The 25,013-nt window shown below is 44.6% G+C and carries 20 protein-coding genes and 1 tRNA gene; 13 read left to right on the forward strand and 8 right to left on the reverse strand.

Features of this window, described 5'->3' with window-relative positions; all coding sequences use genetic code 11:
• The first annotated feature begins 60 nt into the window (after window positions 1–60).
• The 3 genes from ABIE26_RS18765 to fbp are packed head-to-tail and all read left to right on the forward strand — an operon-like array spanning window position 61 to window position 2,338.
• Window positions 61–765 (forward strand): tRNA1(Val) (adenine(37)-N6)-methyltransferase, encoded by a 705-nt coding sequence (locus ABIE26_RS18765; RefSeq protein ID WP_310144784.1) that lies wholly within the window; start codon window positions 61–63, stop codon window positions 763–765.
• A gap of 9 nt (window positions 766–774) precedes the next feature.
• Window positions 775–1,266 (forward strand): metallophosphoesterase family protein, encoded by a 492-nt coding sequence (locus ABIE26_RS18770; RefSeq protein ID WP_310144786.1) that lies wholly within the window; start codon window positions 775–777, stop codon window positions 1,264–1,266.
• 22 nt (window positions 1,267–1,288) lie between these two features.
• On the forward strand, window positions 1,289–2,338 hold the full coding sequence (gene fbp / locus ABIE26_RS18775) for a class 1 fructose-bisphosphatase (RefSeq protein WP_310144788.1): 1,050 nt from the start codon (window positions 1,289–1,291) through the stop codon (window positions 2,336–2,338).
• On the opposite strand, the gene rnhA is transcribed toward fbp, so the two are convergent.
• Window positions 2,335–2,808, reverse strand: coding sequence for a ribonuclease HI (rnhA, locus tag ABIE26_RS18780; protein ID WP_310144789.1), 474 nt, complete (start codon window positions 2,806–2,808; stop codon window positions 2,335–2,337). The genes fbp and rnhA overlap by 4 nt on opposite strands.
• Window positions 2,809–2,985: 177 nt before the next feature.
• On the opposite strand from rnhA, the gene ABIE26_RS18785 reads away from it, so the two are divergent.
• The 3 genes from ABIE26_RS18785 to ABIE26_RS18795 all read left to right on the forward strand — a co-directional run bounded on the left by ABIE26_RS18785 (window position 2,986) and on the right by ABIE26_RS18795 (window position 4,732).
• A tRNA-His gene (locus tag ABIE26_RS18785) sits at window positions 2,986–3,061 on the forward strand.
• Window positions 3,062–3,433: 372 nt separating this feature from the next.
• Window positions 3,434–4,324, forward strand: a complete 891-nt coding sequence (locus tag ABIE26_RS18790) for a DUF4272 domain-containing protein (RefSeq protein WP_310144793.1) — start codon at window positions 3,434–3,436, stop codon at window positions 4,322–4,324.
• Between the two features lie 183 nt (window positions 4,325–4,507).
• Window positions 4,508–4,732, forward strand: coding sequence for a hypothetical protein (locus ABIE26_RS18795; protein WP_310144795.1), 225 nt, complete (start codon window positions 4,508–4,510; stop codon window positions 4,730–4,732).
• A gap of 423 nt (window positions 4,733–5,155) precedes the next feature.
• Here ABIE26_RS18795 and ABIE26_RS18800 read toward each other — a convergent pair whose 3' ends face one another.
• Complete coding sequence (locus tag ABIE26_RS18800; RefSeq protein ID WP_310144798.1) at window positions 5,156–6,997, reverse strand: serine hydrolase domain-containing protein; 1,842 nt, start codon at window positions 6,995–6,997, stop codon at window positions 5,156–5,158.
• A gap of 193 nt (window positions 6,998–7,190) precedes the next feature.
• Between ABIE26_RS18800 and ABIE26_RS18805 the strand changes: the two genes are divergently transcribed.
• From ABIE26_RS18805 to ABIE26_RS18815, 3 genes are all read left to right on the forward strand, one after another.
• Entirely contained in the window at window positions 7,191–8,228 is a 1,038-nt protein-coding gene (locus ABIE26_RS18805) for a sensor histidine kinase (protein ID WP_310144801.1), read from the forward strand.
• A complete protein-coding gene (locus ABIE26_RS18810) occupies window positions 8,215–8,910 on the forward strand; it encodes a LytR/AlgR family response regulator transcription factor (RefSeq protein ID WP_310144804.1) in 696 nt (231 codons plus the stop codon). Before ABIE26_RS18805 ends, ABIE26_RS18810 begins: the two co-directional genes overlap by 14 nt.
• 109 nt (window positions 8,911–9,019) lie before the next feature.
• On the forward strand, window positions 9,020–9,406 hold the full coding sequence (locus tag ABIE26_RS18815; protein WP_310144806.1) for a hypothetical protein: 387 nt from the start codon (window positions 9,020–9,022) through the stop codon (window positions 9,404–9,406).
• 32 nt (window positions 9,407–9,438) lie between these two features.
• Here the strand turns inward: ABIE26_RS18815 and ABIE26_RS18820 are convergent, their stop codons facing one another.
• Window positions 9,439–9,897, reverse strand: a complete 459-nt coding sequence (locus ABIE26_RS18820; RefSeq protein ID WP_310144808.1) for a hypothetical protein — start codon at window positions 9,895–9,897, stop codon at window positions 9,439–9,441.
• A gap of 655 nt (window positions 9,898–10,552) precedes the next feature.
• On the opposite strand from ABIE26_RS18820, the gene ABIE26_RS18825 reads away from it, so the two are divergent.
• Together ABIE26_RS18825 and ABIE26_RS18830 are read left to right on the forward strand one after the other, a co-directional pair.
• Entirely contained in the window at window positions 10,553–11,026 is a 474-nt protein-coding gene (locus tag ABIE26_RS18825) for a VOC family protein (RefSeq protein ID WP_310144810.1), read from the forward strand.
• Window positions 11,027–11,033: 7 nt separating this feature from the next.
• The gene (locus tag ABIE26_RS18830; protein WP_310144814.1) at window positions 11,034–11,600 is read left to right on the forward strand and encodes a GNAT family N-acetyltransferase; all 567 of its coding nucleotides are present in this window, start codon (window positions 11,034–11,036) and stop codon (window positions 11,598–11,600) included.
• Here the strand turns inward: ABIE26_RS18830 and ABIE26_RS18835 are convergent.
• The gene (locus tag ABIE26_RS18835) at window positions 11,518–12,783 is read right to left on the reverse strand and encodes a dicarboxylate/amino acid:cation symporter (protein ID WP_310144819.1); all 1,266 of its coding nucleotides are present in this window, start codon (window positions 12,781–12,783) and stop codon (window positions 11,518–11,520) included. The genes ABIE26_RS18830 and ABIE26_RS18835 overlap by 83 nt on opposite strands.
• Before the next feature lie 195 nt (window positions 12,784–12,978).
• On the opposite strand from ABIE26_RS18835, the gene ABIE26_RS18840 reads away from it, so the two are divergent.
• A complete protein-coding gene (locus ABIE26_RS18840) occupies window positions 12,979–15,111 on the forward strand; it encodes an ATP-binding protein (RefSeq protein ID WP_310144822.1) in 2,133 nt (710 codons plus the stop codon).
• Between the two features lie 123 nt (window positions 15,112–15,234).
• Window positions 15,235–17,445, forward strand: a complete 2,211-nt coding sequence (locus tag ABIE26_RS18845) for a beta-N-acetylhexosaminidase (RefSeq protein ID WP_310144824.1) — start codon at window positions 15,235–15,237, stop codon at window positions 17,443–17,445.
• Between the two features lie 36 nt (window positions 17,446–17,481).
• Here the strand turns inward: ABIE26_RS18845 and ABIE26_RS18850 are convergent, their stop codons facing one another.
• The 4 genes from ABIE26_RS18850 to ABIE26_RS18865 form a co-directional block, all read right to left on the reverse strand.
• Complete coding sequence (locus ABIE26_RS18850; protein WP_310144825.1) at window positions 17,482–19,704, reverse strand: chondroitinase-B domain-containing protein; 2,223 nt, start codon at window positions 19,702–19,704, stop codon at window positions 17,482–17,484.
• Complete coding sequence (locus ABIE26_RS18855) at window positions 19,704–21,098, reverse strand: RagB/SusD family nutrient uptake outer membrane protein (RefSeq protein WP_310144827.1); 1,395 nt, start codon at window positions 21,096–21,098, stop codon at window positions 19,704–19,706. Before ABIE26_RS18855 ends, ABIE26_RS18850 begins: the two co-directional genes overlap by 1 nt.
• 10 nt (window positions 21,099–21,108) lie before the next feature.
• The gene (locus ABIE26_RS18860) at window positions 21,109–24,156 is read right to left on the reverse strand and encodes a SusC/RagA family TonB-linked outer membrane protein (protein WP_310144829.1); all 3,048 of its coding nucleotides are present in this window, start codon (window positions 24,154–24,156) and stop codon (window positions 21,109–21,111) included.
• Window positions 24,157–24,253: 97 nt separating this feature from the next.
• On the reverse strand, window positions 24,254–25,006 hold the full coding sequence (locus tag ABIE26_RS18865; protein WP_310144831.1) for an SDR family NAD(P)-dependent oxidoreductase: 753 nt from the start codon (window positions 25,004–25,006) through the stop codon (window positions 24,254–24,256).
• Window positions 25,007–25,013 lie beyond the last annotated feature (7 nt).

A 25,013-nucleotide genomic window follows, 5' to 3' on the forward strand; every position in this document is an offset into this window, starting at 1 on the left:
CTGGGATTTCTCCTATCTTTGCGAAGCCGATATGCCATCATTTAACACAAGCCTGACAGAATGAAGAACGCTTTTAGATTTAAACAGTTCGAAATAGACCAGACGGGCTGTGCGATGAAGATCAATACAGATGGGGTTTTGCTTGGTGCTGTGGCAGATAAGCGGGTAGCCTCTAAGGTACTTGATGTCGGGACGGGCACCGGGGTGATTGCCCTGATGCTTGCGCAGCGTTTTCCCGGGGCAGTTGTGCATGCGGTTGAAATTGATGAGCAGGCTGCGCTTGCTGCCGGAAAGAACGCTGAAGGTTCGCCTTTTTCGGGCAGATTGAAAGTTTTTCACGCGCCCATAGAGACTTATGCTGCTGAGGAGCCTTACGATCTGATTGTTTCCAACCCGCCTTATTTTGTGAATGACCTTAAAAATCCGGAACACCGGAAAGGGATTGCGCGGCATACGGATGCAATTTTCTTTGAACAGCTGCTGAACCGGGTTGATGCGTTGTTGAGCCGGGATGGCAGGTTCTGGTTTATACTGCCGGTAAAGCAGTCTATGAACATCATTGAGCTGGCAGCTGCTTACGGTTTAAGGCCGGCGGTGATGATGCACATCCATTCTGATGAGGAAAAGCCCGAGATCAGGCAGATTGTTTGCCTGGATTATTCGGATGCGCCGGTACAGCACCAGAATTTATACATTTATGCAGCAAAGGGTGTTTATACAGACACCTATAAATTGCTGCTGAAAGATTTTTTTCTAGCTTTTTAATACGAACAGATGAAGACGATAGGATTGATGTCGGACACCCACGGCTTTCTGGATGATGCCGTTTTTAAGCACTTTGACAGTTGCGACGAAATATGGCATGCGGGTGATTTTGGACCTGATGTAGCAGAACGGCTTGCGGCGTTTAAGCCTTTGCGGGGTGTTTACGGCAATATCGATGATAAGGAGATCCGTGCAGTGTATCCGGAACACCTGCGTTTCCATTGCGAAAATGTAGATGTATGGATGACCCATATAGGCGGATATCCGGGTAGATATGCTCCGCAGGTGAAACCAGAAATTTACACTAAGCCTCCGATGTTGTTTATCAGCGGACATTCACACATCCTGAAAGTGATGTACGACAAAAAAATCAATTGCCTGCATATAAATCCCGGTGCGGCTGGAAATTCCGGCTGGCACAGAATAAAAACTTTGATCAGATTTTGTATTTCAGAAGAAAAAATACATACCTTAGCCGCCATAGAAATAGGTAATAGATAACGTATAAAATACACTAAGTAGTATGTCGGGTATAAAAACACTGGGGCAATTTATCATTGAAAAACAATCAGATTTTCCTTATGCAAAAGGAGAGCTTTCCCGTTTGCTCAGGGATATCGGCATAGCCGCAAAGATTGTAAACAGGGAGGTAAATAAGGCCGGCCTGGCAGATATACTGGGCGATGCGGGTACCACAAACATACAGGGTGAGGGGCAGCAAAAGCTGGATGTTTTTGCGAATACCCAGTTTATCAGTGCATTAACCAGTGGTGGTGAATGTTGTATTGTGGCCACAGAAGAGGAAGATGATTTTGTGCCTATTGATTCACCGGTTTCTAAAAATGCAAAATATATTGTTTGTATAGACCCGCTTGACGGCTCTTCGAATATAGATGTGAATGTTGCTGTAGGTACTATTTTTTCGATCTACAGGCGCAAGTCGGTAGAAGGTGTGGCTACTTTGCAGGATGTATTGCAGAAAGGGACTCAGCAGGTTGCTGCCGGTTATGTAATCTATGGTTCATCAACCATGATGGTTTATACTACCGGAAAAGGTGTAAACGGCTTTACACTCGACCCATCTATAGGTGAGTTCTGCTTGTCGCACCCGGATATGAAAATCCCGGAAGAAGGGAAGATCTATTCCATTAACGAAGGGAACTACGTACACTTTCCGGAAGGAGTGAAGAAATACATTAAATATGCCCAGGTGGAAGACAAGGCTACACACAGGCCTTATACTTCGAGGTATATCGGTTCTATGGTGGGCGATATTCACCGTAACCTGATCAAGGGAGGGATTTATATTTATCCTACTACTTCCAGTTCTCCGAACGGAAAGCTGAGACTGCTGTATGAATGCAATCCTATGGCCTTTATTGTGGAACAGGCAGGAGGGGTAGCTTCTGATGGCTTCAACAGGATCCTGGAAATTGAACCTACAGAGCTGCACCAGCGTACTTCTATCTTTATCGGCTCACCAGCCATGGTAAAGGTAGCTGAAGACCTGATGACAGAGTTCTCGGCCGAAAAGAACAATAAGGCAGTAAACGGAACGACAGTTAAAGTTTAAAGCAGGCTAGTCCTGCTTTTTTCCGCTTCAAATTCTGAGTCGACACCCAGGGCAGCCCTGTTTTTGGAGGCTGCCACGGCAAGCTGATCGCATCTTTCATTTTCGGGGTGGTTGTTGTGACCTTTTACCCATACAAATTTTACATGGTGCTGTTTGTAGATGTTTAGGAACTGCATCCAGAGATCTTTATTCTTTTTTCCTTTGAAGCCGGTTTTGACCCAGCCAAATACCCATTTCTTTTCTACAGAATCAATTACATATTTAGAGTCAGAAAACACGGTCACTTCTTGTCCGGCTGTTTTCAATGCGTTTAAACCCACAATAACGGCCAGGAGTTCCATGCGGTTATTGGTAGTTAAACGGAAGCCTGCGCTCAGTTCTTTATAGTGCTGGCCGGCACGTAAAATTACGCCGTAACCTCCTGGTCCGGGGTTCCCGCTTGCTGCTCCGTCTGTATAGATTTCTATCATAATGTGCAACAAATCTACCTTTTTAAGCCATAAAAGCAATTTTTAGGGGATAATTTATCCAGCTGCGAAAATTCAAACTATTGAAATTTAAAGGATTAAAAAAAATGTTTTCAGCAATGCTTAAAAATATTTGAAGAATAGGTTTTTAATCGTACTTTTGTCGACACGAAAAAACACGGTGGTTTTAGCTCAGTTGGTTAGAGCGCCTGATTGTGGTTCAGGAGGTCGCCGGTTCGAGCCCGGTATTCCACCCGTAGTTGGGGAAAAGAGTCTTTTAAAGATACTTTTCCCCTTTTTTATGTACTTCTAACTCCTGGCTTTCAGGTAGGTTATCTCAGCTATTGTGTTGAGATTTGTGGCTCGATACCCATCTTTGTCATAATTTATATTTATAGCTGATTATAAAAGAGATTGCTTTAGCATTTCGGCTGAAATTAAAGGTATGTGAACATCCAAAACAAACAAGAGATAAAAGTCCTTTTGATGAGCCATTAATTTAATATATTAGCGATGCATAACCAGCAAATCGATGGCTCCAATACAACTATTATAGCTGCATTGAAGAATGTTTATTGCTGGTATAGGAGGGTTTGCCCAATTTTAAAAGACAACATATACATCAAAAATGACAACAGTAATTGAATGTCCAACCTGTAATTGGCAACCAGACGGAGAACCTCATTGGACTTGTACTTGCGGATACTCTTGGAATACCTTTGAAACAAGAGCAAAATGTCCAAAATGCAATACTCAATGGGAGACAACAAGTTGTCCAGGTTGTGGTAAGTCATCGCCTCACAATGACTGGTATTTTGACAGTTCAATTCCTAAAGAGCCAGACACACCTGAAATTGCAGAGTTAAAGAAAAGAAAGAAAAAACTTGAAGAAAGATTAATTTCATTAGGTATTAAAAATTACAGAGTGTCTCACTTACCCTATCTTGACTATTCAAAAGAAGAATTTCAAAGACCTTATGACGTTGGTTGCAGACTAATTATCCTGAATGCAATCTCTTATTCAGTTCACAACTTAGATGACAGACCTAAAATTATTGAATGGTTAAAAAAGGAAAAACTTTGGGAACAAGTATCAAATAATGAAATCAACTTTTTAAATCAGAGTAAGCCAAATGAAGATGTTTTATTGGATTTATCTTGGAAAATTGAAAGTTCTATCTTATTGGGCTGGGTGTTAAATCTATTTGACAATCTTCACGATATTACCCAAGAATGTTCAGATGAAGTAATGGATGCTTTTGAAAGTAAAATCCCCGAGCTCGGAGCAGAGACAAAAGATTTTTTGAGAGATTTAAAATTCAGACCACTTGACCAGATTTATGAAGAGAACTTGCTTAACGAATTGGCAACGACATATTTTAGAGACTTGATGTTTAGTGGTAAATCAGACGAAACACAAATTGATAGAGTGGTAAGTTTTGAAAGACACCAAACCTTAAATTGGGTAAGGAAATTTCAAGGTATAAATGAATGGGACGACACAGACACTTCGACATAAAAACTGGGCATAACACAGGTTTTGCGTTAGGCGGGGTGAAGTGCAAATTTGAAGCTTTGTGCTTTTATTTAAGTTCAGTGCCGGCTGACAGTTTTGTGCTCCAATTCCCACCCGAACGCAAAGCCCAGAAACCTTATGCCTCACTTTAGCAAGACACCAAACTATAACAATGAAACTATAACAATGAAACTATACGACATTTTTCTGAACAACAATAAAATCGGGACAACTGAACTTGAAAAGGGAGATGCACCTATGGGAAGTGTTTTTGGCAAAATAACTTTTATAAATATTTCTTCGGGTTATGACTTCTTTAAAACCCATTGTGTAACAAACGGCATTGAATTAGTTACTGACTATCCCGAAGACAGACTGATACTTGGAAGGTGTTCCATATCCATTCTATGAAGAGGAATTTCCCCATCACGTAAAAGCGTATGACAACCAATTAAACAATGAGCAATGACCACAATCGGAAACAATTTTCAATCTATACGTTTACTCTACTTTAGACTTAATAACTTTGTTAGGGAACAAAATGCCTACTTGTCCGTCCTGAATTTACTTGAAGTTACACATGAGAGCACACAGGAAAAACTGTCAAATACGATTGCCTACCTCGGTAGTCATGAAAGGGTCTGACATATCAAAACTTAAACGAGATATGAGCAGCGTCAAATCGTAAACTTCCATTTACGGCTAACATTGAACTAATCTAAAGCAGATTAAAATACGCCCTGCAAGCGGTTGCCAAAAGCTCGGGCGGCCGCTTGCGGAGCATGAGTGTCGATAACGGGGCTGGTAAGTAGACAGCAGCTGAAACGGGATTTATTATTGGTTCCAAATAATCAGGCCTATCCACCCTTCGGTCAATAAAATGCCTGAGATCAGCAATAATGAGATGGCAGTGGATATCAAAAATCCTTGTTTATAGCGATTGGTTATTGTATTTAGGTTCTTAAAGAGAAGTAAAGCATTTAGCAGGGTACAAACACCGAATAAGGCAAATCCCAGTAAAATTGAAATCGCTCCTACAGAGGGGACCGCGAGCTGAAAAAGGCGGTAGCTGTTGTTGTATACCTGCATGAATGAGTAAATGCCCCAGCTTAGTGAAATGACGCTGAGCATGGGTAGAATGAACAGGTGTAATGATTTTGGCTTTTGTTTTTTGACCAGGATGTACCCAATGGCAATCAGTCCCGGAACAACTGCAGCCAGCGCAAAAATCAATGCGATACTAATGACGATAAGCCAGCTGAACGCCTTGAACGCCGAGACTTTTTCGGTATAGTGTTTATTGACGATCATGACTTTTTTACCATCGGCACTGGTAGCAAAAGCGATCTCGGCCTGCGGCGCCCATTTGTCCCTGAAAATTAGCGAGCCAGCTGGTATCAATTGGTGTGTTCGACCTAAAATGTTGTACTGTAGTGTATCGTTTTTTATTTCAACCTTCAGCAGCATCAGCCTATCGGTAAAGGCCAATAAATCAAATCTTGGATCTTGTTTTTGGTAGTAGCCTGTAAAGGCACTAAGCTCAGCTTTATTCAAAGGGATGTCTTTGGGGAGGACTGGCTTTTCGGTAGCGGCATATTTTCGGCCCAAATAGTCGTTGATGAGGTCTTCGATATTGCCTAATCCGTTGGCGTTTGATGAAAGTACAAAAGCATAACCTAATTTCCTGTTGTACCTATAGCTTGATTTACAGGTACCCAGCGTACCATCATGGCCTCTCATCTTTCCAAAATCTTCATTGCCCAGTGCATATCCGGTGGTTAACCCAGCTCTGGCGGCAATAGAACTGCTAGGTGTTTCAAATCTGGAAAAGTTTCTCTGGGAGAGTAGATGGGGGTCTGAGGTGATCAGCGCGTGAAGGAATAAGTTCATCTCATCTGCCGAAGACCACAAGGAAGCAGCAGCCCCTGGCACCAGGGTCACAGATGGAACTTGTTCTAGCTGTCCTGATGCCGTGGAGTATTCCCTGGTATCCAGCGGATGCCTGCTCCACGTATTAAAATTTGAGTGGTGCATGCCCAATGGCTGCAAGATGTTCTCTTTTAAATATTCCCCATACTCTTTTCCACTAAGCTTGCGGATGATATATCCCAGTATCGCATAATTTACATTACTATAGGTGTAGCGTTCAGAAGGTCTCCAGCGACAGGTCATGGATGCTTTTTGCTGTAACATCATTTCTTTTGAGCTGTACAGCTTGTGTTCTAACGTATACATTTTATTGAATTTGAAATCATCAAAGCCTGTGGTGTGTTCAAGTAGATCCACCACCCTGACCGGGTGTGTGTCTTCCCAACTGTTGGTAAAGGGAACTTCGGGAGCAAGATCTTTTAGCCGGTCGTTCAGGTTTATTTTTCCTTGCTGGGCCAGCTTCAATAGGGCAATGGCTACGAACGTTTTGGTAATGGAACCCATTCGAAAAAGGGTTTTGCCATTCACGGCACGTTTGTTTTTTAGGTCAGCATAGCCCAAGCCTCCCGAAAACAGCACACAGTCTTTGGTAATGATACCCAGCATCAGGCCGGGAATGTTTCGCTTGCGCACAATCCTTTGAATGGAGTCTTTGAGCTCGGCTATCGAACTTGGCTTGGGCCGAGTTTGGCCGTTGGAGCTGAAGCAGCTCGACAGGCAAATCAGGAGTATAAAGAAAATTTTCATTGTGATTTTTCTTCAAAAATCAAACAAATGGCTTACGGAATGAAAGCGTAGGGACAGACAGGGCAAAAGAGTATGCAAACAGGGAAAAAGAAGAGATTAAGGTTAATCCACTGTATTACTGTGTTCATCATTTTATAAGGGCTCTTGAACCCTATAGAACTGATAGTTAATTTAAATAATAGATATTTGATTTATGGAAATAGAGAAAGACGCAGTTACCACAATCTTTAAACAGGGAATAAAGATACATGTAATCTTCCTGTTGAGCCTATTTGTAATTGCTATAGTTATTACCTTGCAAAGTCCTGACCCTGAGCAGGTGATGCCAAAGGCAATATTGGTATACCTGCTCATGGTGGCTTGTGTATATTCAGGCAGGTGGCTTGGCAAGCAGTTTCCCTGGAAAAAGAGTTGGTTGTTTTTGATTCTGATTTTTTGTTTTTTAACGTGTTTTTTTTCTGTGGCAGGTATATTTGGGATGGCTTATTTCCTTGGGTATAAAGACGGGGCAGATGTATCGGCACTGGTGGTCATCACCACTTTGTTGGTGATGCTTCATGTATTTGCCGGTACGATCATTACTGTCATCAGGATGCTAACAAGGCAGCAAATTAAAGAGAGCAGGATTTTGCAGTATCAAGCGGAGACTGAATTGAATTTGCTGACCAGTAAACTCAGTCCGCATTTCTTGTTCAATACCCTGAACAACATGTACGGCTTGTCGCGTGAAGATCCTGCAAGGGTACCTGAATTGCTGCTTAAACTTTCTGACCTGCTTAGTTACACCTTATACAGTTCGGATGGGCCATTTGTTAAATTGAAGGAGGAGGTAGATTGTATCAAGAATTTTGTTGCCCTGGAAAAGATCAGGATAGGGGATAGATTGGCTCTGGATGTCCATATAGGAGGATATAATCCAAGTATCAACATTGCACCCATGGTATTGATCGTATTTGTGGAAAATGCTTTTAAGCATGCCAAAAATACGGTGAGAGGGTCAATCCAGATCACTTTAAAATTATGGGCGGATGCAGATTTTGTTTATTTTGAACTGGAGAATACATCAGGAGTACAGTCAGCGGTTTTCGATAACAGGCCTTCAGGAATGGGGCTGGTGACAACGATAAAAAGACTAGATTTGTTATACAACGACGCTTACCAGCTAAACCATGGCACAAAGGATAGTCGTTATGTTGTGAAATTAAAAATACCGGTACATGCAGCGCATTAAATGTCTAATTGTGGATGACGAGCCCATTGCGAGAAATTTGCTTGTTGATTATTGTAGTTATCTAACTAATCTTGAGGTTGTTGGGGTTTGTGAAGATGCTTTTCGGGCACGTGAATACTTGATGAACCAAGAAGTTGACCTCATTTTCCTGGATATCAATATGCCTTTGCTGGATGGGATCAGTTTTTTAAAAACCATTAAGAATTTACCACAGGTGATTTTTACAACCGCATACAGGAAGTTTGCGGTAACCGCCTTTGATCTGGCGGTATGCGACTACCTTGTTAAACCTTTTTCGTTAGACCGGTTTATTCAGGCGGTCGATAAGGTGAAAGTGAACCTTGCGCCCACAACTCACGAAATACAGGGCAATAGTGGATACATTTTGGTGAAAGCGGAAGGTGTAACCTATCAGGTAAAGCCGGGGGAAATAATTTTTGCAGAAGCGAAGGGAAATTACACCCATATTTTTGGAGAATCCAGGGTACTTAAACCGAAGCTTCCCCTTTCTGAAGTTGAAAAATTACTTCCTGTAGGTCAGTTTATACGGGTACACAGGTCGTTCATCATCAACAGGGAGAAAATTCTGCATATCGAAGCAAACAACATCCATTTTCAAGGCCATGTCATCCCCATGGGCGCAAGGTTTAGGGAAGGCTTTTTAAAAAAAATGAGGCAGTAGATTGATGTCATGCAAAAAGATATTGTTTTCTTCTACACGCTTATCTCTACTAGTGCCCCGACAATTGGAATTTTGTTTCGTTAATAATAACTTTATAAGATCAACTCAAATGGATTATGCTATACCCGCCTCAAAGATTGCTACTTTATCATCAGGCGAATTTGTGGGCATTGTGGCCGATAGCCCGAATGAAAAGATCAGCCTGAAAATGTTCCATGCGGAATTGCAGACCGATCATGAGGCAATTGCTAAGGAAGAAGCGGCCTATTTGCCTATTCCTTTAATTCGGAAGGTCAGCTATGATGACTTGCAGGAGAATTACATCAGAATTAAAAACGACATTCAGGAATTGGTCAGATTAGAACTGAAAGTCCCTGAAGAAGAAAAGCATGTTGAAGAAAAGAAACCAAGGGCTAAAAAACGTTCAGTACGAAAAGCGGTTCCAGCTGTCAAAGGAAAGACGAGTAAGGGACAGCAACAGACAATATCGTTGTAATTAGCATTACTTGACAATTCTCAATGTTGTGGTTAAGGCCTTTTTGCATCATCTGATTCTCGCTTGTATTCATTAAGTAAATACATGATTTCATCTGCCTTCCGGTCGAGATGTGATACCGGAATTTTTGCGGAAGTGCCGTCTTCTAATGATAGGGTGATGTAATTTTTGTAAATACTTCCTGCACTATCACGTCCCACTTCTTCCGTGCTGAATGCAAAACCCTCTATGTTTTTCCAGTTGTAAAAATCACGGTCTTTAACGATGAGCTGGTTTTCAGTCAGCGTAAGATGAGGGCTTTTTTTGATGAGTTCACGAACTGCATAAATAAAAAGCCATGCAGGGAATAGGCTGACAACAGCAATGATGCCTACAGCTATAATTGTAAAATGCCCATAAAATATATAGATGAAAAACAGCTCCGATAAAATTGACAGTACCAATAAAAGGTATAAGTTTAACGGTGCTTTCCTGATAATAAGGGGTTCCATTGAAATATATTTAGGTTGAAAAACGTTCTTAGCGGTATAAAAATTTCTTATCTAAAAGTCTAATATATATACTATTTGATTGATTCAGAAGAAAATTCTGTCACAGGTTAATGTACTGGGGTTATTTCCATATTGCCTCGTTTCCGCGAATCTTATATTACTGCCCAGGTGGATTACTTGCGCTTGTTGATATTCTAGACCACTTATCTGTCCCATCCTGAAATTACTTGCCGTTTTGTCCGATACTGGAAATGGTTTACAGTTTTTGAGGTTGGTAAAAACTTAACAATTGTAACCCTATATTAGTAGAAGACAGGTGCGGTGATTACGGTTTTGGAAGTATCGACTATCTGCTAAATTCTGCCAGGGACAGAAGATTCAGGGTAACCGTAAGAACCAGCTGGAATGGGGGACAAAATGATAAAGTCTTTATAGTCGAAGCTGGTAGCAGGGTTCAGGTTGGTTGTGACCAGGTGCCGGGTTCAAGACCCACCATATTTTTGACCCGGCAGATCGTGGGCGAAGTTCTGCTATAACGAAAAGCGGGTTGCAGTCAATTGTAGCCCGTTTGTTATTTTAGCCAATCTGCATAGTGGTAAATATTGCGGCTTTTATCGCTACATTGTACGTGATTGTCACAGATACTAAAAAAAGAATGAAGAGAATATTTATTTTGGCCATATTATCGGTGATCTTAAATCCGTTTCAAAAAACTATGGCGCAACAGATAACAGAAAAGAAAAAAAACATTGCAGTATTGAACCATATTGCCATTTATACGGCAGATTTGAAGAACGCTACTGATTTTTATGGAGCTGTATTTGGGCTGGAAATGATCCCAGAACCTTTTAAGGACGGCCGGCATACCTGGTTTTCCCTTGGGGCAGCAGGTCAGTTGCATATCATTCAGGGCGCAAAAACAAATACCCTGTACGATAGGAATGACCACCTTTGTTTTAGTGTAGCCTCGATAGCAGAATTTACACAGAAGTTAACGGGCCTGGGCATAGCTTATGAGAATTGGGCGGGTGTTCGGGGCGCTATCACAAAAAGGGTAGACGGTATCAGACAGATTTATTTCAAGGATCCGGATGGGCATTGGCTTGAAGTAAATGACGATCATAAATAAAACACATATGCTCGAGATTAAACTCCCTAAACTTCCGGATATTGAAACCGATAGGTTATTGCTGCGTCAGCAGCAACTTTCAGATGCTCCGGCTTTATTTGAACTGCGTACCAATCCTGACGTGATGCGCTATATTGAGCGTCCGCGCCCGGAAACTGTCAAAGAGTCGGAAGCATTTGTTCAGATGGTTAATGAGAACTTCAGTAAAGGCATGAACCTGATCTGGGCCATTACTTTTAAGGAAAAACCTGAACAGTTAATTGGCAATCTGGGTTACTGGCGTACCGATCTGGCGAACTACAGGGCAGAACTGGGCTATATATTGCATCCCGATCACTGGCGCAAGGGGATACTTTCTGAGGCGCTCAAGGCGGTTATTGATTTTGGGTTCAATACGGTTGGCCTGAATTCCATTTGCGCGAACATAAACCCGGAAAATGATGCCTCCAGGCAGCTCCTGCTTAAACATGGCTTTATCAAAGAGGCTTATTTCAGGGAAGATTACTATTTTGAAGGGAAGTTTCTGGATAGTGAGATTTATGGTCTGCTTTCATCCACTGCTTCCCTTCGGTAAACCGGGCTACCAGCATAGAGGCTACGGTATCGCCGGTGGCATTGAGCAGGGTAGCCATAGGATCTACCAGTGTGCCAATGATCATGGCCGGTGGTAATGCCTCTATCGGCAGGCCATAGGCAGAAATGAAGAGCAGTTCGCCTACATATCCTCCGTTGGGGATACCGCCCTCTACAATACTCACCAGAACGGTCATACCCAGGGCCAGTATTATGGCATCGGCTGTATCGAAGCCTTTGCCAAACAAGGCAAAGACAACTGCCATTTTTACAATAGAAGAAATACTGGAGCCGTCTTTATGCAATGTGGCACCAAGGGGAATGGTTACATTGGCAATATATTCAGGGATGCCCATTTTCTTTGAGGCCTCCAGATTGGCCGGAATGGTGGCGATACTGCTGCAGGTGCCTACGGCGGTGGCCGAAGGGATGAGGTTATTTTTCCAGTACCTTTTTATCCCCTGAATGCCTCCCGCAATAAATGCATACACACTAAAAAGGACAATAAAGTAGAAAGCCCCGAAGCCATAGTACAACCCCAGTGATTTGGCATAGGTGCCAAACAGCTGCGGCCCGAATACCCCTACCTGGTAGGCAAAATAAGCACCCAGGCCAACCGGGCCAAGTTTCATGATCAGCACAAATACCCCTTTGAACACCTCGTTTCCTGAATGCAGAAAGCCTGCAAACTGATCGGCAGCTTTACCTGCCTTCAGCGTAGCAAAACCTATAATAAGAGAGAAAATGATCATCGCCAGCATGCTTTTTCTGGAAAGCAGCTCGTAAAATTCTGTAGTGGTAAACAGTTTGGTGATCTGTTCCGCGAAAGGACTTTCTTCTACTTTTTCTGTAAGCTGCGCACTGCCTAAAGATTCGTGGATCGGAAATATTTTAACAGCTATTATGGTCAGAATAGCCGAAACAAGTACCGTGCCCAGAAATACAATAGCAGTAACGCCCATCATGCGGCTCAGTTTATCTGAGGGTTTGATGTTGGCGATGGCAGAGGCGATGGCAAAAAAGACAAGTGGAATCACTGCCGTAAACAGCAGGTTCAGGAAGATATCTCCAACGGGCTTCAGGATTTCGACCTTCTTCCCGAATACCAATCCGGCAATACTGCCCAGTGCAATACCACCGAGCAACCAGATGATCCCACTGTAGTTCTTTAGCGTCCCTTTCATTGGCTATTTTTTAGACTTCAGGTTTGTCTCAGAAAAAAAAAATTTCTTTTTTAAATATATCAAATATTAATGGATAGGCAAGGTGTTCATGAAAAAGTAAAAAAAGCAGTTTTTTTTGGCATGCTTATTGGCGGGATGCTGAACGTAGCTGGTTAAAATTATTAATTTATAGATGAGGTCTTTTTTACATACTCAATGAAAATAAAACAACGTTCTTTTCTGATCATATTTGCTGTCATTGTAATTTTTATTGGCTTCCTTTTCAGGAATTCCATACTCCAGAGAGCTGAACAAAAACAAATATTAACTACTCTTAGTGAGTTGGAGATCAATAACAGGCAGATTTCAAAACTGGACACGATCACCCTGAGCCTGCAAACAGCAGAGAACAATTTCAGGATGTATACAGCTTTGTGGAACCAGGAATATTTTGTGAAGTATACTACAGAAATCAAACGGATATCGGCCCTGCTGTCTGAACTGGCCGTTAAAGATCAGGGGAATATTTCTGGTATTGTGGGTGATCTGAAAAGCAAACGCCGGCAGATGCTGCTTTATGGAGAAATAAAAAAACTGGCCGACTCGATCACCAATATTAACCTGCAGTTGAGTACGGCAAACATCAGTAAAAGTTTGCTGCCTGTAAAAACTTTTCCAAAACCCGTGGTAAAGAAAACCGTAGAGGTGGAGGAGATCAAATCTGAACCTGTTGTTCAAAAGAAGAAATTTTTTCAGCGTTTGAAAAATGCCATATTGAATAAGCAGGAACCAAAAGATACCGCCACCATTCGGAAAACGGAAACCACCTATGAACCCGTAGAAACAGGCATTGAAGCTTACAATAAGAAACAGGTAGAGCGGATAAGCGCTTATTATAAAGGTTTGCTGGATGATCAGAAACGTAACCATGCCCGGCTCACCGATAAGGAGCAGACCATTTTGGTGTTGAATGAGCGCATCTTTGAACACATCAAACAGTTGTTTAAGGAATATAAAGACAATTCTACTATAGTTGATGACGCGAGAAAGCTGGCGCTTAAAAATAAGGCTAAAAACTCGCTGAATACCATAGACCGTTCAGGTAAACTCAATTTCCTGATCAGCGTTTTGGCCTACCTTGGCATCATCTTTATGTTGTATAAGCTTTACCGTGCATACGACAAAACCATTAAGGCCAATCAGCTTGCGGCAGAGCAGGTTGCCAGCAAATCGAGGTTTTTTACCAGCATCAGTCATGAAATGCGTACGCCTTTAAATGCCATCATGGGGGTATCGGAACAATTGAAATCTACACCTTTGAATGAAGACCAGCGTGCGATGTCCAAATTGCTGGATAACTCTTCCTCCATGCTGTTATCGGCAGTAAATGAAGTGCTCGATTTCTCCAGACTGGAAACACGGAAGCTTTCGCTGGCAAAAACCCCTTTCAGGTATAAGCGGATCTTAAATGAAGTTGCCGGAACTACCAAAGTGCTGGCCGACCAGAAGAAACTGAGCCTGGAATTGCTACAGGAGGGGGAGCCCGATCTGCTGCTGGATGGCGATCCTTATCGCTTGAAACAGATTGTGACCAACCTGACAGCCAATGCCATTAAATTTACAGACAAAGGGAAGGTAAGCATTGAGGTAGAGGTGAAGCCCACAGATGAAAAACACGTACTGCTGCTGATCAAAGTAAAGGATACCGGCATCGGCATATCGGCAGAAAATATCCCGCTGATATTTAATGAATTCTCGCAGGTAATCCATTCCAAGCGCAACGACTGGCAAACCGGTTCAGGCCTGGGCCTTACGATCAGTAAAAAACTGGTAGACCTGCATAAAGGTAAAATCAATGTGCAAAGCACACCCGGAAAGGGGACTACTTTTATCGTCGAACTACCTTACCGGATTGCTCCTGAAGAAGAAGAAAACCTGGACCTGCAGCAGGAGCAGGTCATCAACAGCGACCGCTTTAAGAATATCCATGTGCTGGTTGTTGACGATTCAGAGATGAACCTGCTGGTGATCAAAATGATCTTTAAAAAGCTGGGCATCAGTTACGATACTGCCGAAGGCGGACAGGATGCACTGCAGCAAATTGAAAAGAAAAAGTACGACCTGGTGCTTACCGATATACAGATGCCGGAAATGGATGGGATGGAACTTACCAGAAGGATCAGGGCAAATACGGACCTTAAAAAATCCAAAATACCGGTAATTGCCATTACGGGTCAGATCTCTCCTGATTTCCATGAAATGTACCTTGCTGCGGGACTGAACGACTACCTCATCAAGCCGATCTCAGAAATGGAGCTGAAGGAGAAAATCCTGGATTATATTGTGTAAAAATTGCGCAAACGGTTGTTTTGTGTAGTGCAAACGGTTGTGTAAGCCCGCGCGGTTTTAACGGATGTTTTTTGGTTAAATATTTCATTAATATTGTTTTAACACTAACCAAAACACAACCACATGATGAAACTAAATAAATGGCTGCTGCTGGTTACGCTATTGTTTGGCGTACTGCGCTCAACTGCACAATCAGATATTATCCCCCTTCCCAAAAATATAAAAACAAACGGGGCTTCATTTATCTTAAATGCCGCCACCAAAATTTATTACGAAAAAGGCCTTAAACAGCAGGCCGAATTGCTTCAGGCTGCACTGGCCCCGGCAACAGGCTTCGGTTTTAAGCTTGCCGAACTGGCCGGAACCATGCAAAATGGTATCGTGCTGCGTTTCGATAAGTCCTTTGCAGTCAATAAAGAAGGTTACCGGTTGAGTGTGAGCAATAACCAGATCAGTTTAAACGGAGGCACCCAGGCCGGTGTATTTTATGCTAGCCAAACGCTTCTGCAAATGCTGCCACCGGCTATTTTCGACAAACACCTGCAAAAGCAAAAGTTATGGAAAGTGAAAGGGGCGGATATAGAAGATGCCCCTCAGTATGTTTGGAGAGGCATGATGCTGGATGTGGCCCGTTATTTCTTCAGCAAGGAATATGTATTGAAGTTCATAGACATGATGGCCATGTACAAACTGAACGTATTGCACTTTCACCTGGTAGATGATTCGGGTTGGCGGCTGGAGATCAAAAAATACCCTAAACTTACTTCGGTAGGTGCCTGGAGCGGCGTAGGTGCAGAGCGTCAGGGTGGTTATTATACGCAGGAAGACATCAAAGAGATTGTGGCCTATGCCACTGCCCGTAATGTAGACGTGATTCCGGAAATTGAACTTCCGGCGCATGTGCTTTCGGCTGTTGCCTCCTATCCGCACCTGTGCTGTACCGGCGAACAGTATATCGTGCAGACCCAGCATTCCATCAGCAGGGAATTGTATTGTGTGGGCAAGGAATCAACTTTTGATTTCCTGGCGGATGTATTTGCTGAAACCTTTGCGCTGTTCCCTTCAAAATACATCCATATTGGTGGTGATGAAGCAAAATACGACCGCTGGAAAGCCTGTCCGCATTGTCAGAAACGTAAGAAAGAACTGAATCTGAAAGAGGAAAAAGAGCTGCAGGTATATTTTAATGCCAGGGTACAGCAAATGGTGAAAAAGTACGGTAAAACCATTGTAGGCTGGGATGAGATCATTGAAGACGGACTGAAAGATAAGGCTGTGGGCATGATCTGGCACAATAAGGAAAAAGCACTGAAAGCGGTAAGCGCAGGGCATTATTCGGTCATGAACCTGTCGGACTACAGCTATTTTGATGCACCTGAAAGCGATATCCCCGGAGAGCTGAAAGCAGCCACATGGATTAAACCTATTTCATTGGAAAAAGCTTATTCCTTGAACCCTATGTTAAACGGACTGGATGAAAAGTACCGCCCGCAGATATTGGGTGCAGAAGGCTCTTTATGGTCTGATCAGTTTATTCATGGTACCCTGTTGCAGGAACTGAGGTTGCTGAATGAAAACCGTTCCGAGAAATATTTTGATTATCTGGCCTTTCCGAGAATGGCGGCTTTGGCCGAAGTTTGCTGGACGCCTGTAAAGCAACAAAACTGGCCGGATTTTGAGCACCGGACCAGGACGCATTACCAGCGCTACGACCATGCCGGTTATGGCTACCGTGTGCCTGTACCTAAACTGATCAGCAATGAAAAAACTGCTGATGGTTATGTACTGAAACTGGGGAACCTGGTTGAGGGTGCAGAAATCCGTTACAGCACTGATGGTAACAGGGCCACGCCTTTTTCTCCGGTTTATACCGGTCCGGTTAAAGTAGATAAACTGAGCGATTTTTACGCCATTACCGTGGTTAACCGCAACCAGTACTCGCTGCCCTTGTATTTCCCTGAGAAGTACGACAGGTTTAAGGCTTACGGGCAATTGCTGCGGGAGTGGGGGCCATCGCAGATCAGGGGAAAAGAATTTGGGGAACTGGAAATCAATGCTACCGGAAAAGTAACGGGTAACGGAACTTACCAGCTTTCCTTCTGGTACATTCAAGGTGCCTCACGCCTGGATATTCAAGGCATTGAGATCTTTAAGAACGGTGTGAAGATAGGAGAGGATATGCATGAAGGCTTTAGCGGTACGGCAGCTAAAGACAACATTTACAAGTTCAAAATAAACGATTATGAAACCGGAGCGGCCTTTACTGTAAAAGCTAAGGTGCGGGGAGAGATCAGTAATGATAGTGCCGGTGCGGTGTTTTTGAAAAAAGAATAAACAACAGGCCGGTTCGCAATACCGGCCTGTTTGTTATCATTTTTTAAAGGTATTGTTGCTGCCCATGGCTTTGTTGTAAAAGGATTCTACTTTGCCCGATTCATAGAAATTACAATAATCAACAAGGATATTGTCCCACCTGTACTCCTGGAATTGAATGGACCGGCCGCCTTGCCCGCTTTGCGAGAAATTGCAATGGGTAACGGCAGCCTGCTGTGCGCCCACGAGTTTGATCACCGTGCCCTGTTCGCGGTTTTCCACTTCATTAAAAGTACAATGGTCTATAGTTACAAAAGGACCTAAGGTACTTTCGTCATTTCCGCCACGGTAAATGTTAATGGCACCACTCAGCATATTGCTAAAAGTACAGTTCCTGACGATGGTGTACTCTGCGTTATAAAAGCCCTTATCGTCTTTTTCGGCAGAAAGGTCGAGACCAGCACCAGACATGTGGTGAAACAATGAGTTGCTGACCACCAGGCTGTCTGCAAATGTACTTTTTCCGGCCCTGAAGGCCCCATTGTTGCTCTCGTTATAGTCTGAAAACTCGCAGTTGTCTATCGTCAGCTTGTAAGGCCTGTTCATGGGCAGGTCAGTAGACCTGATCCCGCCATCGGCTGTTGCGTAACTCTGGTAAGTGCCTTTAAAAGACAGGCCGGTAACCTGCAGGTCACCACCATTTTCTATACAGATAAAGGCCGGCAAAGATTTAAAGCCGGCATTTACCAGTACCGGTCTGTTTTTGAGTGTTGTCGCTGCCATGATCACCAGCGGTTTGTTTATTGTTAATTCTCCGGTCATCTTGTAAATCCCCTCTTCGGCTAAAATAAGGGTATCGCCTGCAATGCTCTGTCTGATGAGGCCTGGTATTGATCCCGCCTGCGCTGCAGTTACCGCAAAATGCTGCGGTTTTCTTACAGGGGCAGTGACCGAAGGTTTATACCAGGCTGCCCCGGTCTGTTCTTTCCTGATGAAAGGGAGCTGTTTCAAATCTGCTCCATACTTTGCATTGTAAGGCAATTCCAGGCCTTGTATGGAAATGGTGTTCAGTTTTATTTTACTGAATCCTTCAGGTGTTTTTCCTTTAAAATCAGCGGCTAAAACATTTTCTGAAAAATGGATACCTCCGTTGTTGTTGGCATCAGTATAGGCCTGATCGCTGGCTGTAACCACCAGGTTGCGTTTAAAGGAAACGTTATCTGGTCCCAGTGTACGTTCTGCATCTTTGCCTGTACCAAACAGGATGCTGGCGCAATTGATAAAGCTGTTTTTTTCAATCAATGCATCTTTTACCTGGAAATACCTGTTGAGCTGTGAATTCGGTACCCCGTTCATTACCGCCAGGGTAGCCCTGAAATTGATACCCTGTAGCTGGTAAAAGACATTGTTGAACACCTTTTGCCCTGGGTTAATTACCCTTACGCCCCCGGTAAAGGGCTTACCGTTACCCAGGAATAGGTTTCCTTCTACTTCATTGTTGGCACCGTGCCGCAGTACCAATCCGCCTTCGCATTCATAAAAGGTGTTAAAGCTGACTTTGTTTTCTCCTGATTTGATGGAAACCACCTCTACCTCCCCATTGCAGCGTTCAAAATAATTGCCGGTGATGCGCGTGCGTGAAGCACTTAAGGAATACCTGGCCACACCAATGCGTATGGTTTCGCCGCCGTTGGCGCCAAAACGCTGCCTGCCTTTGAAGTAATTGCTATCTATGCTGTGGTAGTTCTGCTGACTGCGCTCATCGTCCAGTTCGGCGATAATGAGCGGGCCTGCATTCAGTTTGTTGACAAAAGTAGAGTGGTCTACCCGGTTGTGCCTGCCGTACAAGGTAATCCAGCTGTCGGTTTTAAAGCGTTCGGGCTGACTGTAATCCTCGATCACGATGTTGCTGACCCTGCAATTGCTGGCCAGCACATCATTGTTGATGCGAAAGGAGATGACTTCCCTTTTAGGGCTATAGCCCTGTTTAAAATGAAAACCTTTAAACAGAAGGTGCTCCCCGCCCAGCTGAATGTAAGATTGCCCGCTGAAAACCACCCCTCCAGGTGTTTGGGGAAGAATGCTGATGGGTTGCCTGGCCGTACCTTTGCCCTGCAGCTGTATGCCTGCATCGATCCAGGTCTGGTCTTTCAGATAAATGACATCACCGGGTTTTGCTTTGGCCACAGCAGCTTTGAGTGCCGCAGGGTTATCTACAACAATAGAAGCCGAAAAAGCATTTAAGCTGAACAGTAAAAGGGGGAAAAGGAGTTTTTTCATCAGTTGTATTCCGGGTTTTGCGTTAAGTTATTTTTGCTCAGGTCAATCTCTGTCTGAGGGATCGGGAAGATCAATCTATAGGCCGGCACACTGATATTCGGATTCCCCGTAGCAGCAAGATAAGCATTTAGAATAGCAATTGTACTGCTTTGGTCCATTCTTACCAGGTCGTACCATCTTTCATTTTCAAAGCCGAATTCCAGCTTCCTTTCTTTGAATATCGCCGCCCGGGCAGCTTCTTTGGTATTGAGGTTAGTACTGTTATAGGTACTGGCTACTGCCCTTAAGCGCACTTCGTTCAAAGGTGTAAGTACATCGTTATTTGGTGCGGTCAGCAATTCGTTCGAGGCTTCGGCATACATCAGCAGCACATCGGCAAAGCGGATGACAGGGAAATCATTTCCTGCATCCCTTTGCGGCGCGGTAGGATCCAGGAATTTGGTGCATAAGCCGTTGGCCGCGTTAAAGGTGCTGGTCTTTCTTACATCACTGGCCTCAAACAGGGCCTGGTAAGGGGCAGAGGCTTTTACGTTCCTGGCATCGCCATTATTGGTGTATTCGTAAGAGAACGAGTTGCCTTCGCCATTGGCACTGGCTTTATAACGTACGGCAAAAACGATTTCCTTGCTCATCTCTGAAGCGGTGCTGAATATGGCTGCGTAAGAGGGGTTAAGCTGGTAGGTGCTGCCCTTAAAATTGCTGCCTACCAATGAAGCCAGCTGCAGCTTTACATTCGGATAATCCCTGAGCGTAAGGTAAACCTTGGCCAGCAGTGCCTGAGCAGCACCTTTGCTAACCCTTGCCACCTGTGCAGTTGGCCAGGATGGCGGGCAGTAATCCACGGCGGTCAGCAGGTCGGTCTTGATCTGGTTGTAAATCTCTGCCTTGCTGATGCGTTTAAACTTCTCAAAATCATCGAACTTAATGGAGGCCGTAAGTAAAGGCACATCACCATACAGCCTCACCAGGTTAAAATACATCAGCGAGCGGATAAATTTGGCTTCACCTTCAAAATATCTCTTTTTTACCGGGTCGCTTACATTGTCGATGTATTTGAGCACCAGGTTGCAGCGGGCAATGGTGTTAAAGGCGCGCTGCCAGTAATCGAGCAGGAAAAAGTTGGAAGGCCCGTCCCTGAAGAACTTAATGGCACCCCAGTCGCCCTCCAATGACACCCCAGAGGTATTGTCGGCCCGTATTTCTGTTAGCTTAAACTCAATGTCGTACACTTTTTGGAGTCCGTCGTAGCAGGCAATAACGCCGGTTTCCACCTCTTCGGTATTGCGGTAATAATTCTGCTCTATTAAATTGGAGACTGGTTTTTCGTCCAGAAACTTTTTGCAGCCAGTAAAGCTCAATACCACTACCAGGGCTGTTAATATGTTGTATCTCATTTCCATAAGTTTAAAAGTTAGCATTGATACCGAAAGTGATGTTCCTGGTTACCGGTGCCGATCCGCGCTGGTAGCCATTTTTTAAAGGGTCGTCGGTATATTCGTTCACCCCTTCAGGGTTATAGCTGGAATAACCTTTGGCAAATTTGTACCAGAGGTTGGCCGTAGATACGTAAACACGCAGGTTGCTGGCCTTAATGGCGCTTAACCATTTTGCATTCAGGGTATAACCTACATTCAGGTTGCGCAGGGCGATGAAGGAAGCATCTTCTATGGCGTAACGGCTTTCGGTTTTGTATTTGGTTTTGGCCTGCAGGTTAGCCGGAAGGCTCAGGTAAGCCGAAGTACCTGTGGCCGAGAACTGGGTTTCATAGTAATTTGGGTCAGCATTGAACACACTGGCACCCTGAGCCCCTTGAAATACAAAACTCAGGTCAAAATCTTTGTATTTGAGGTTACTGGTTAGGCCCCAGGTAAATTTAGGCGTAGGCTGCCCGAGTACCACGCGGTCCAGATCGTTCACCACGCCATCGTTATTGATGTCGCGTGCAATAACGCGGTCGGAATGTACATTGGTAGGCCAGAAATTGCCGCCCACTTCGATATCGCTGTCGTACTCATAGCCGTAGAACTGCACCAGGGGCTGGCCCACCTGTGCCAGGAAATAGTTAGGCCTTTTCGGATCGCCCACGCCAATAATGGAATTGCTGTTGCCCAGTGCTTTTACTTTGTTTTTGTTGGTTGCCCCATTGGCACTTACACTCCATTTGAAGTTTTCCTGGTCAATGATCTTTGCGCCCAGCTCAATTTCCAGTCCCTGGTTTTCCACTTCACCTACATTGGTCCACACCCCGTTGCTTCCGGTGATGGTATTGATGGGCAGGAAGAAGAGCAGGTCTTTGGTGGTAGAACGGTAGGCATCTACGGTTAAGGTGAACCTGTTTTTCATGAAGGCGAGGTCGGCGCCGGCATTAAAGCTGAAGCTGCGTTCCCAGCCCAGGTTGGGGTTGTCGTAAAAGCTGGAATTGAAGCCCAGGCTGGTGGCATCACCCAATATGGCACCTACGGTGTTTACGTTGGCAAAGGCCCTGTAATTCCCGATGTTGTTGTTGCCCGTGGCACCATAACTGGCCCTTATTTTTAAATCGTTCACAAAGGCTTCTTTAGGGTAAAAACCCTCATTGCTTACCCGCCATCCCAGGGATGCTGAAGGGAAATAACCCCAGCGGTTGTCCTGTCCAAACCTGGAACTGCCGTCCCAGCGCGAGCCTACAGACAGCAGGTATTTGTTGTCGTACGCGTAGTTTGCCCTGAACAGCACCGAGGCCAGTGCACTGCGTTCTTCTGTTGAGCTCAGGGAGCTTAAGGTTCCGGCGTTAAGGGTGGGGATATCGTCTGTAGCAAAATTGGTTGCAGCAGAGTTGCTGCTGCTGATTTTAGTAGATTGTGCGGTGAAACCTGCAATTACATTGAGGTCATGTTTACCAAAGCTCTTGGTGTAGTTCAGTATGTTTTCGTTCAGTACATCGATGGTCTGTGTATTGGCGAGCGTGCCCCTGGTAGAGGCTTGCGCTACTGCGCTGCCCTGAAGGAAAGGATCGCGCGTTGCCCATGATTTCTGGAAGAATTCATTTCTGGAATTGTTGATGAACGCACCGCCCGAAACTTTCAGGGAAAGCGCTTCGGTAAAGTTGTACTGTACATTGGCATTGGCCAGCGTTTTCACCGTATAAGTGGTATTGTCAATACCGTACAAATTGGCATAGCCGTTGTTGTTGGCTGTAGCCGAAAGGTTAATGCCTTTGTAGCGCGTGTTGGCTGCGGGGTCAAATGCCCGCTGGTGCACCAGGTTGCCTACCGGTAAACCGGTGGCCTGCGAGATGCTTTCGGTGGCATAGAGCGGCAGCCAGGTAGCAAAGCTGCGCAGCAGGTCATGTATTTTATAATTCGGGGTTTGCTGTACGGTATAGGAAGGGGTAAGGCTGATGCCGATCTTCCATTTCTTGTTTGGCGTAATGTCTACATTGGCTTGTCCGCCATAACGTTTGTAATCGTTGGTTACAATAACGCCCTTATCGAATACTGCTTCGCCCGAAACATAATATTTCACATTGTCGCTGCCGCCGCTTACATTGGCCTGCAGGTTTTGGAAAGCCCCTTTTCTGAAAACAATATCCTGAGGGTCGAGCGGTACATCGTATTGCTGTGCGGCAATAATTTCGGGCGACAGGTTGCCATTGTTAACCGATTTAACGTGATCTGCCCATTGGGAAAGGGTAGGGAAGTCCAGCCTCCGGTACACATCTTTAAAACCCGCAGCAGTATTTAGGCCCACTACCGTTTTACCGTTTTTACCCGATTTGGTGGTGATGAGGATGACCCCGTTTGCGCCACGCGAGCCATAGATGGCTGCCGATGCAGCATCTTTCAATACCTCTATACTTTCCACGTTGTTCATATCAACAGCTGACAGGTCGGTAGGTACCGGGTAACCATCAATGACGATGAGCGGATTGGTACCGGCAGTAATGGAGGCCGCACCGCGGATTTTGATGACCGGTGCAGCACCTGCCGTGGCATCGGTAGTCTGGATCTGCACACCGGCAAGTTTACCGGCCAGCGCCTGATCGGCCCTGGAAACCGGAATCTGGTTCAGGTTGTCGTTGCTGAGTTTGGCAACCGATCCGGTAACGGAAGATTTCTTTTGCGTACCATAACCAATCACCACTACGGTGTTCATGGTGTTTTCCTGTGGTTCCAGGCTGATGGTAATGTTTTCGGTTTTGGTTACCGCATAGGTTTTGGGCTGATAACCCAGGTAATTGATGAGCAAAGTCTGCCCCGTTTCCACGCTAAGTGAAAATGCGCCCTTTTCGTCGGCCACGGTACCTTGCTTGCTGCCTTGTACGGTAACAGATGCACCTGGCAGTACGCCGCCCTGCTCATCTTTAACAATACCCTGAACAGTTACTTTGGTTTGAGAGAATGCCGGTTCCAAAAACAGAAAACAGGACAATACAATGGGGAGTATACCCCGTAAGTAAACTTTCGAATTCATAATGATATGGATTTATATTTGGTTATCAGTTGTAGGCCAACAGCGCCTTAGGTAAGGTGATGCAGGAGGCTATAAACCTCCTGCAAGGTTTTTTAGGTTAAGAAAAATTCAGGCCGCCATTGATGTCAATGTTTGCCCCGGTTATGTAGCTGGATTGACCGGATGCCAGGTATACCACCAGGTCGGCCACTTCCGATGCTGTACCTTCCCGTTTCAGCAGGGTAGCGTTGGCTACATTGACCCTTACCTCGGGCTTACTAAAGGTATCATGAAAAGTAGTGGCAATCATTCCGGGCAGTACGGCATTTACGCGGATGTTTTTAGGCCCGAGCTCCTTGGCCAGTGAACGGGTATAGGTCATGATGCCACCCTTTGCCGTAGCATAGGCACTGGCACCCGGTCCGCCGCCATCCCTTCCAGCCAGGGAAGAAAGGTTAACTATGGCCGCACCCGATTTCATGTAGGGAATGCAGGCTTTGCAGGCCAGGTATACACTTTTCAGGTTCAGGTCCATCACCTCGTCCCAGAATGCTTCGTCGAGCTCAAGTGTAGGTTTTCTGGCCACCATACCACCTGCAACATTGGCCAGGATGTGGATCTCATCGCCAAAAGCTTCCCTTGCTGCAGCTACCAGCTGGATAACATCGGCCGATCTGGTTACATCGCCTTTAACAATGATGGCCTCGCCGCCATTGTCCTTTATCATTTTTAAGGTTTCTTCTGCATTGGCAACATTGCTGTGGTAATTGATGACCACTTTTGCCCCTTCCTGTGCCAGCTGGACTGAAACTGCCCTGCCGATGTCCCTTGACCCGCCGGTTACTATTGCAATTTTATTTTTTAAACGCATATTCTAA

It is taken from the genome of Pedobacter africanus, from assembly GCF_040548825.1.
GTDB classification, from domain to species: domain Bacteria; phylum Bacteroidota; class Bacteroidia; order Sphingobacteriales; family Sphingobacteriaceae; genus Pedobacter; species Pedobacter africanus_A.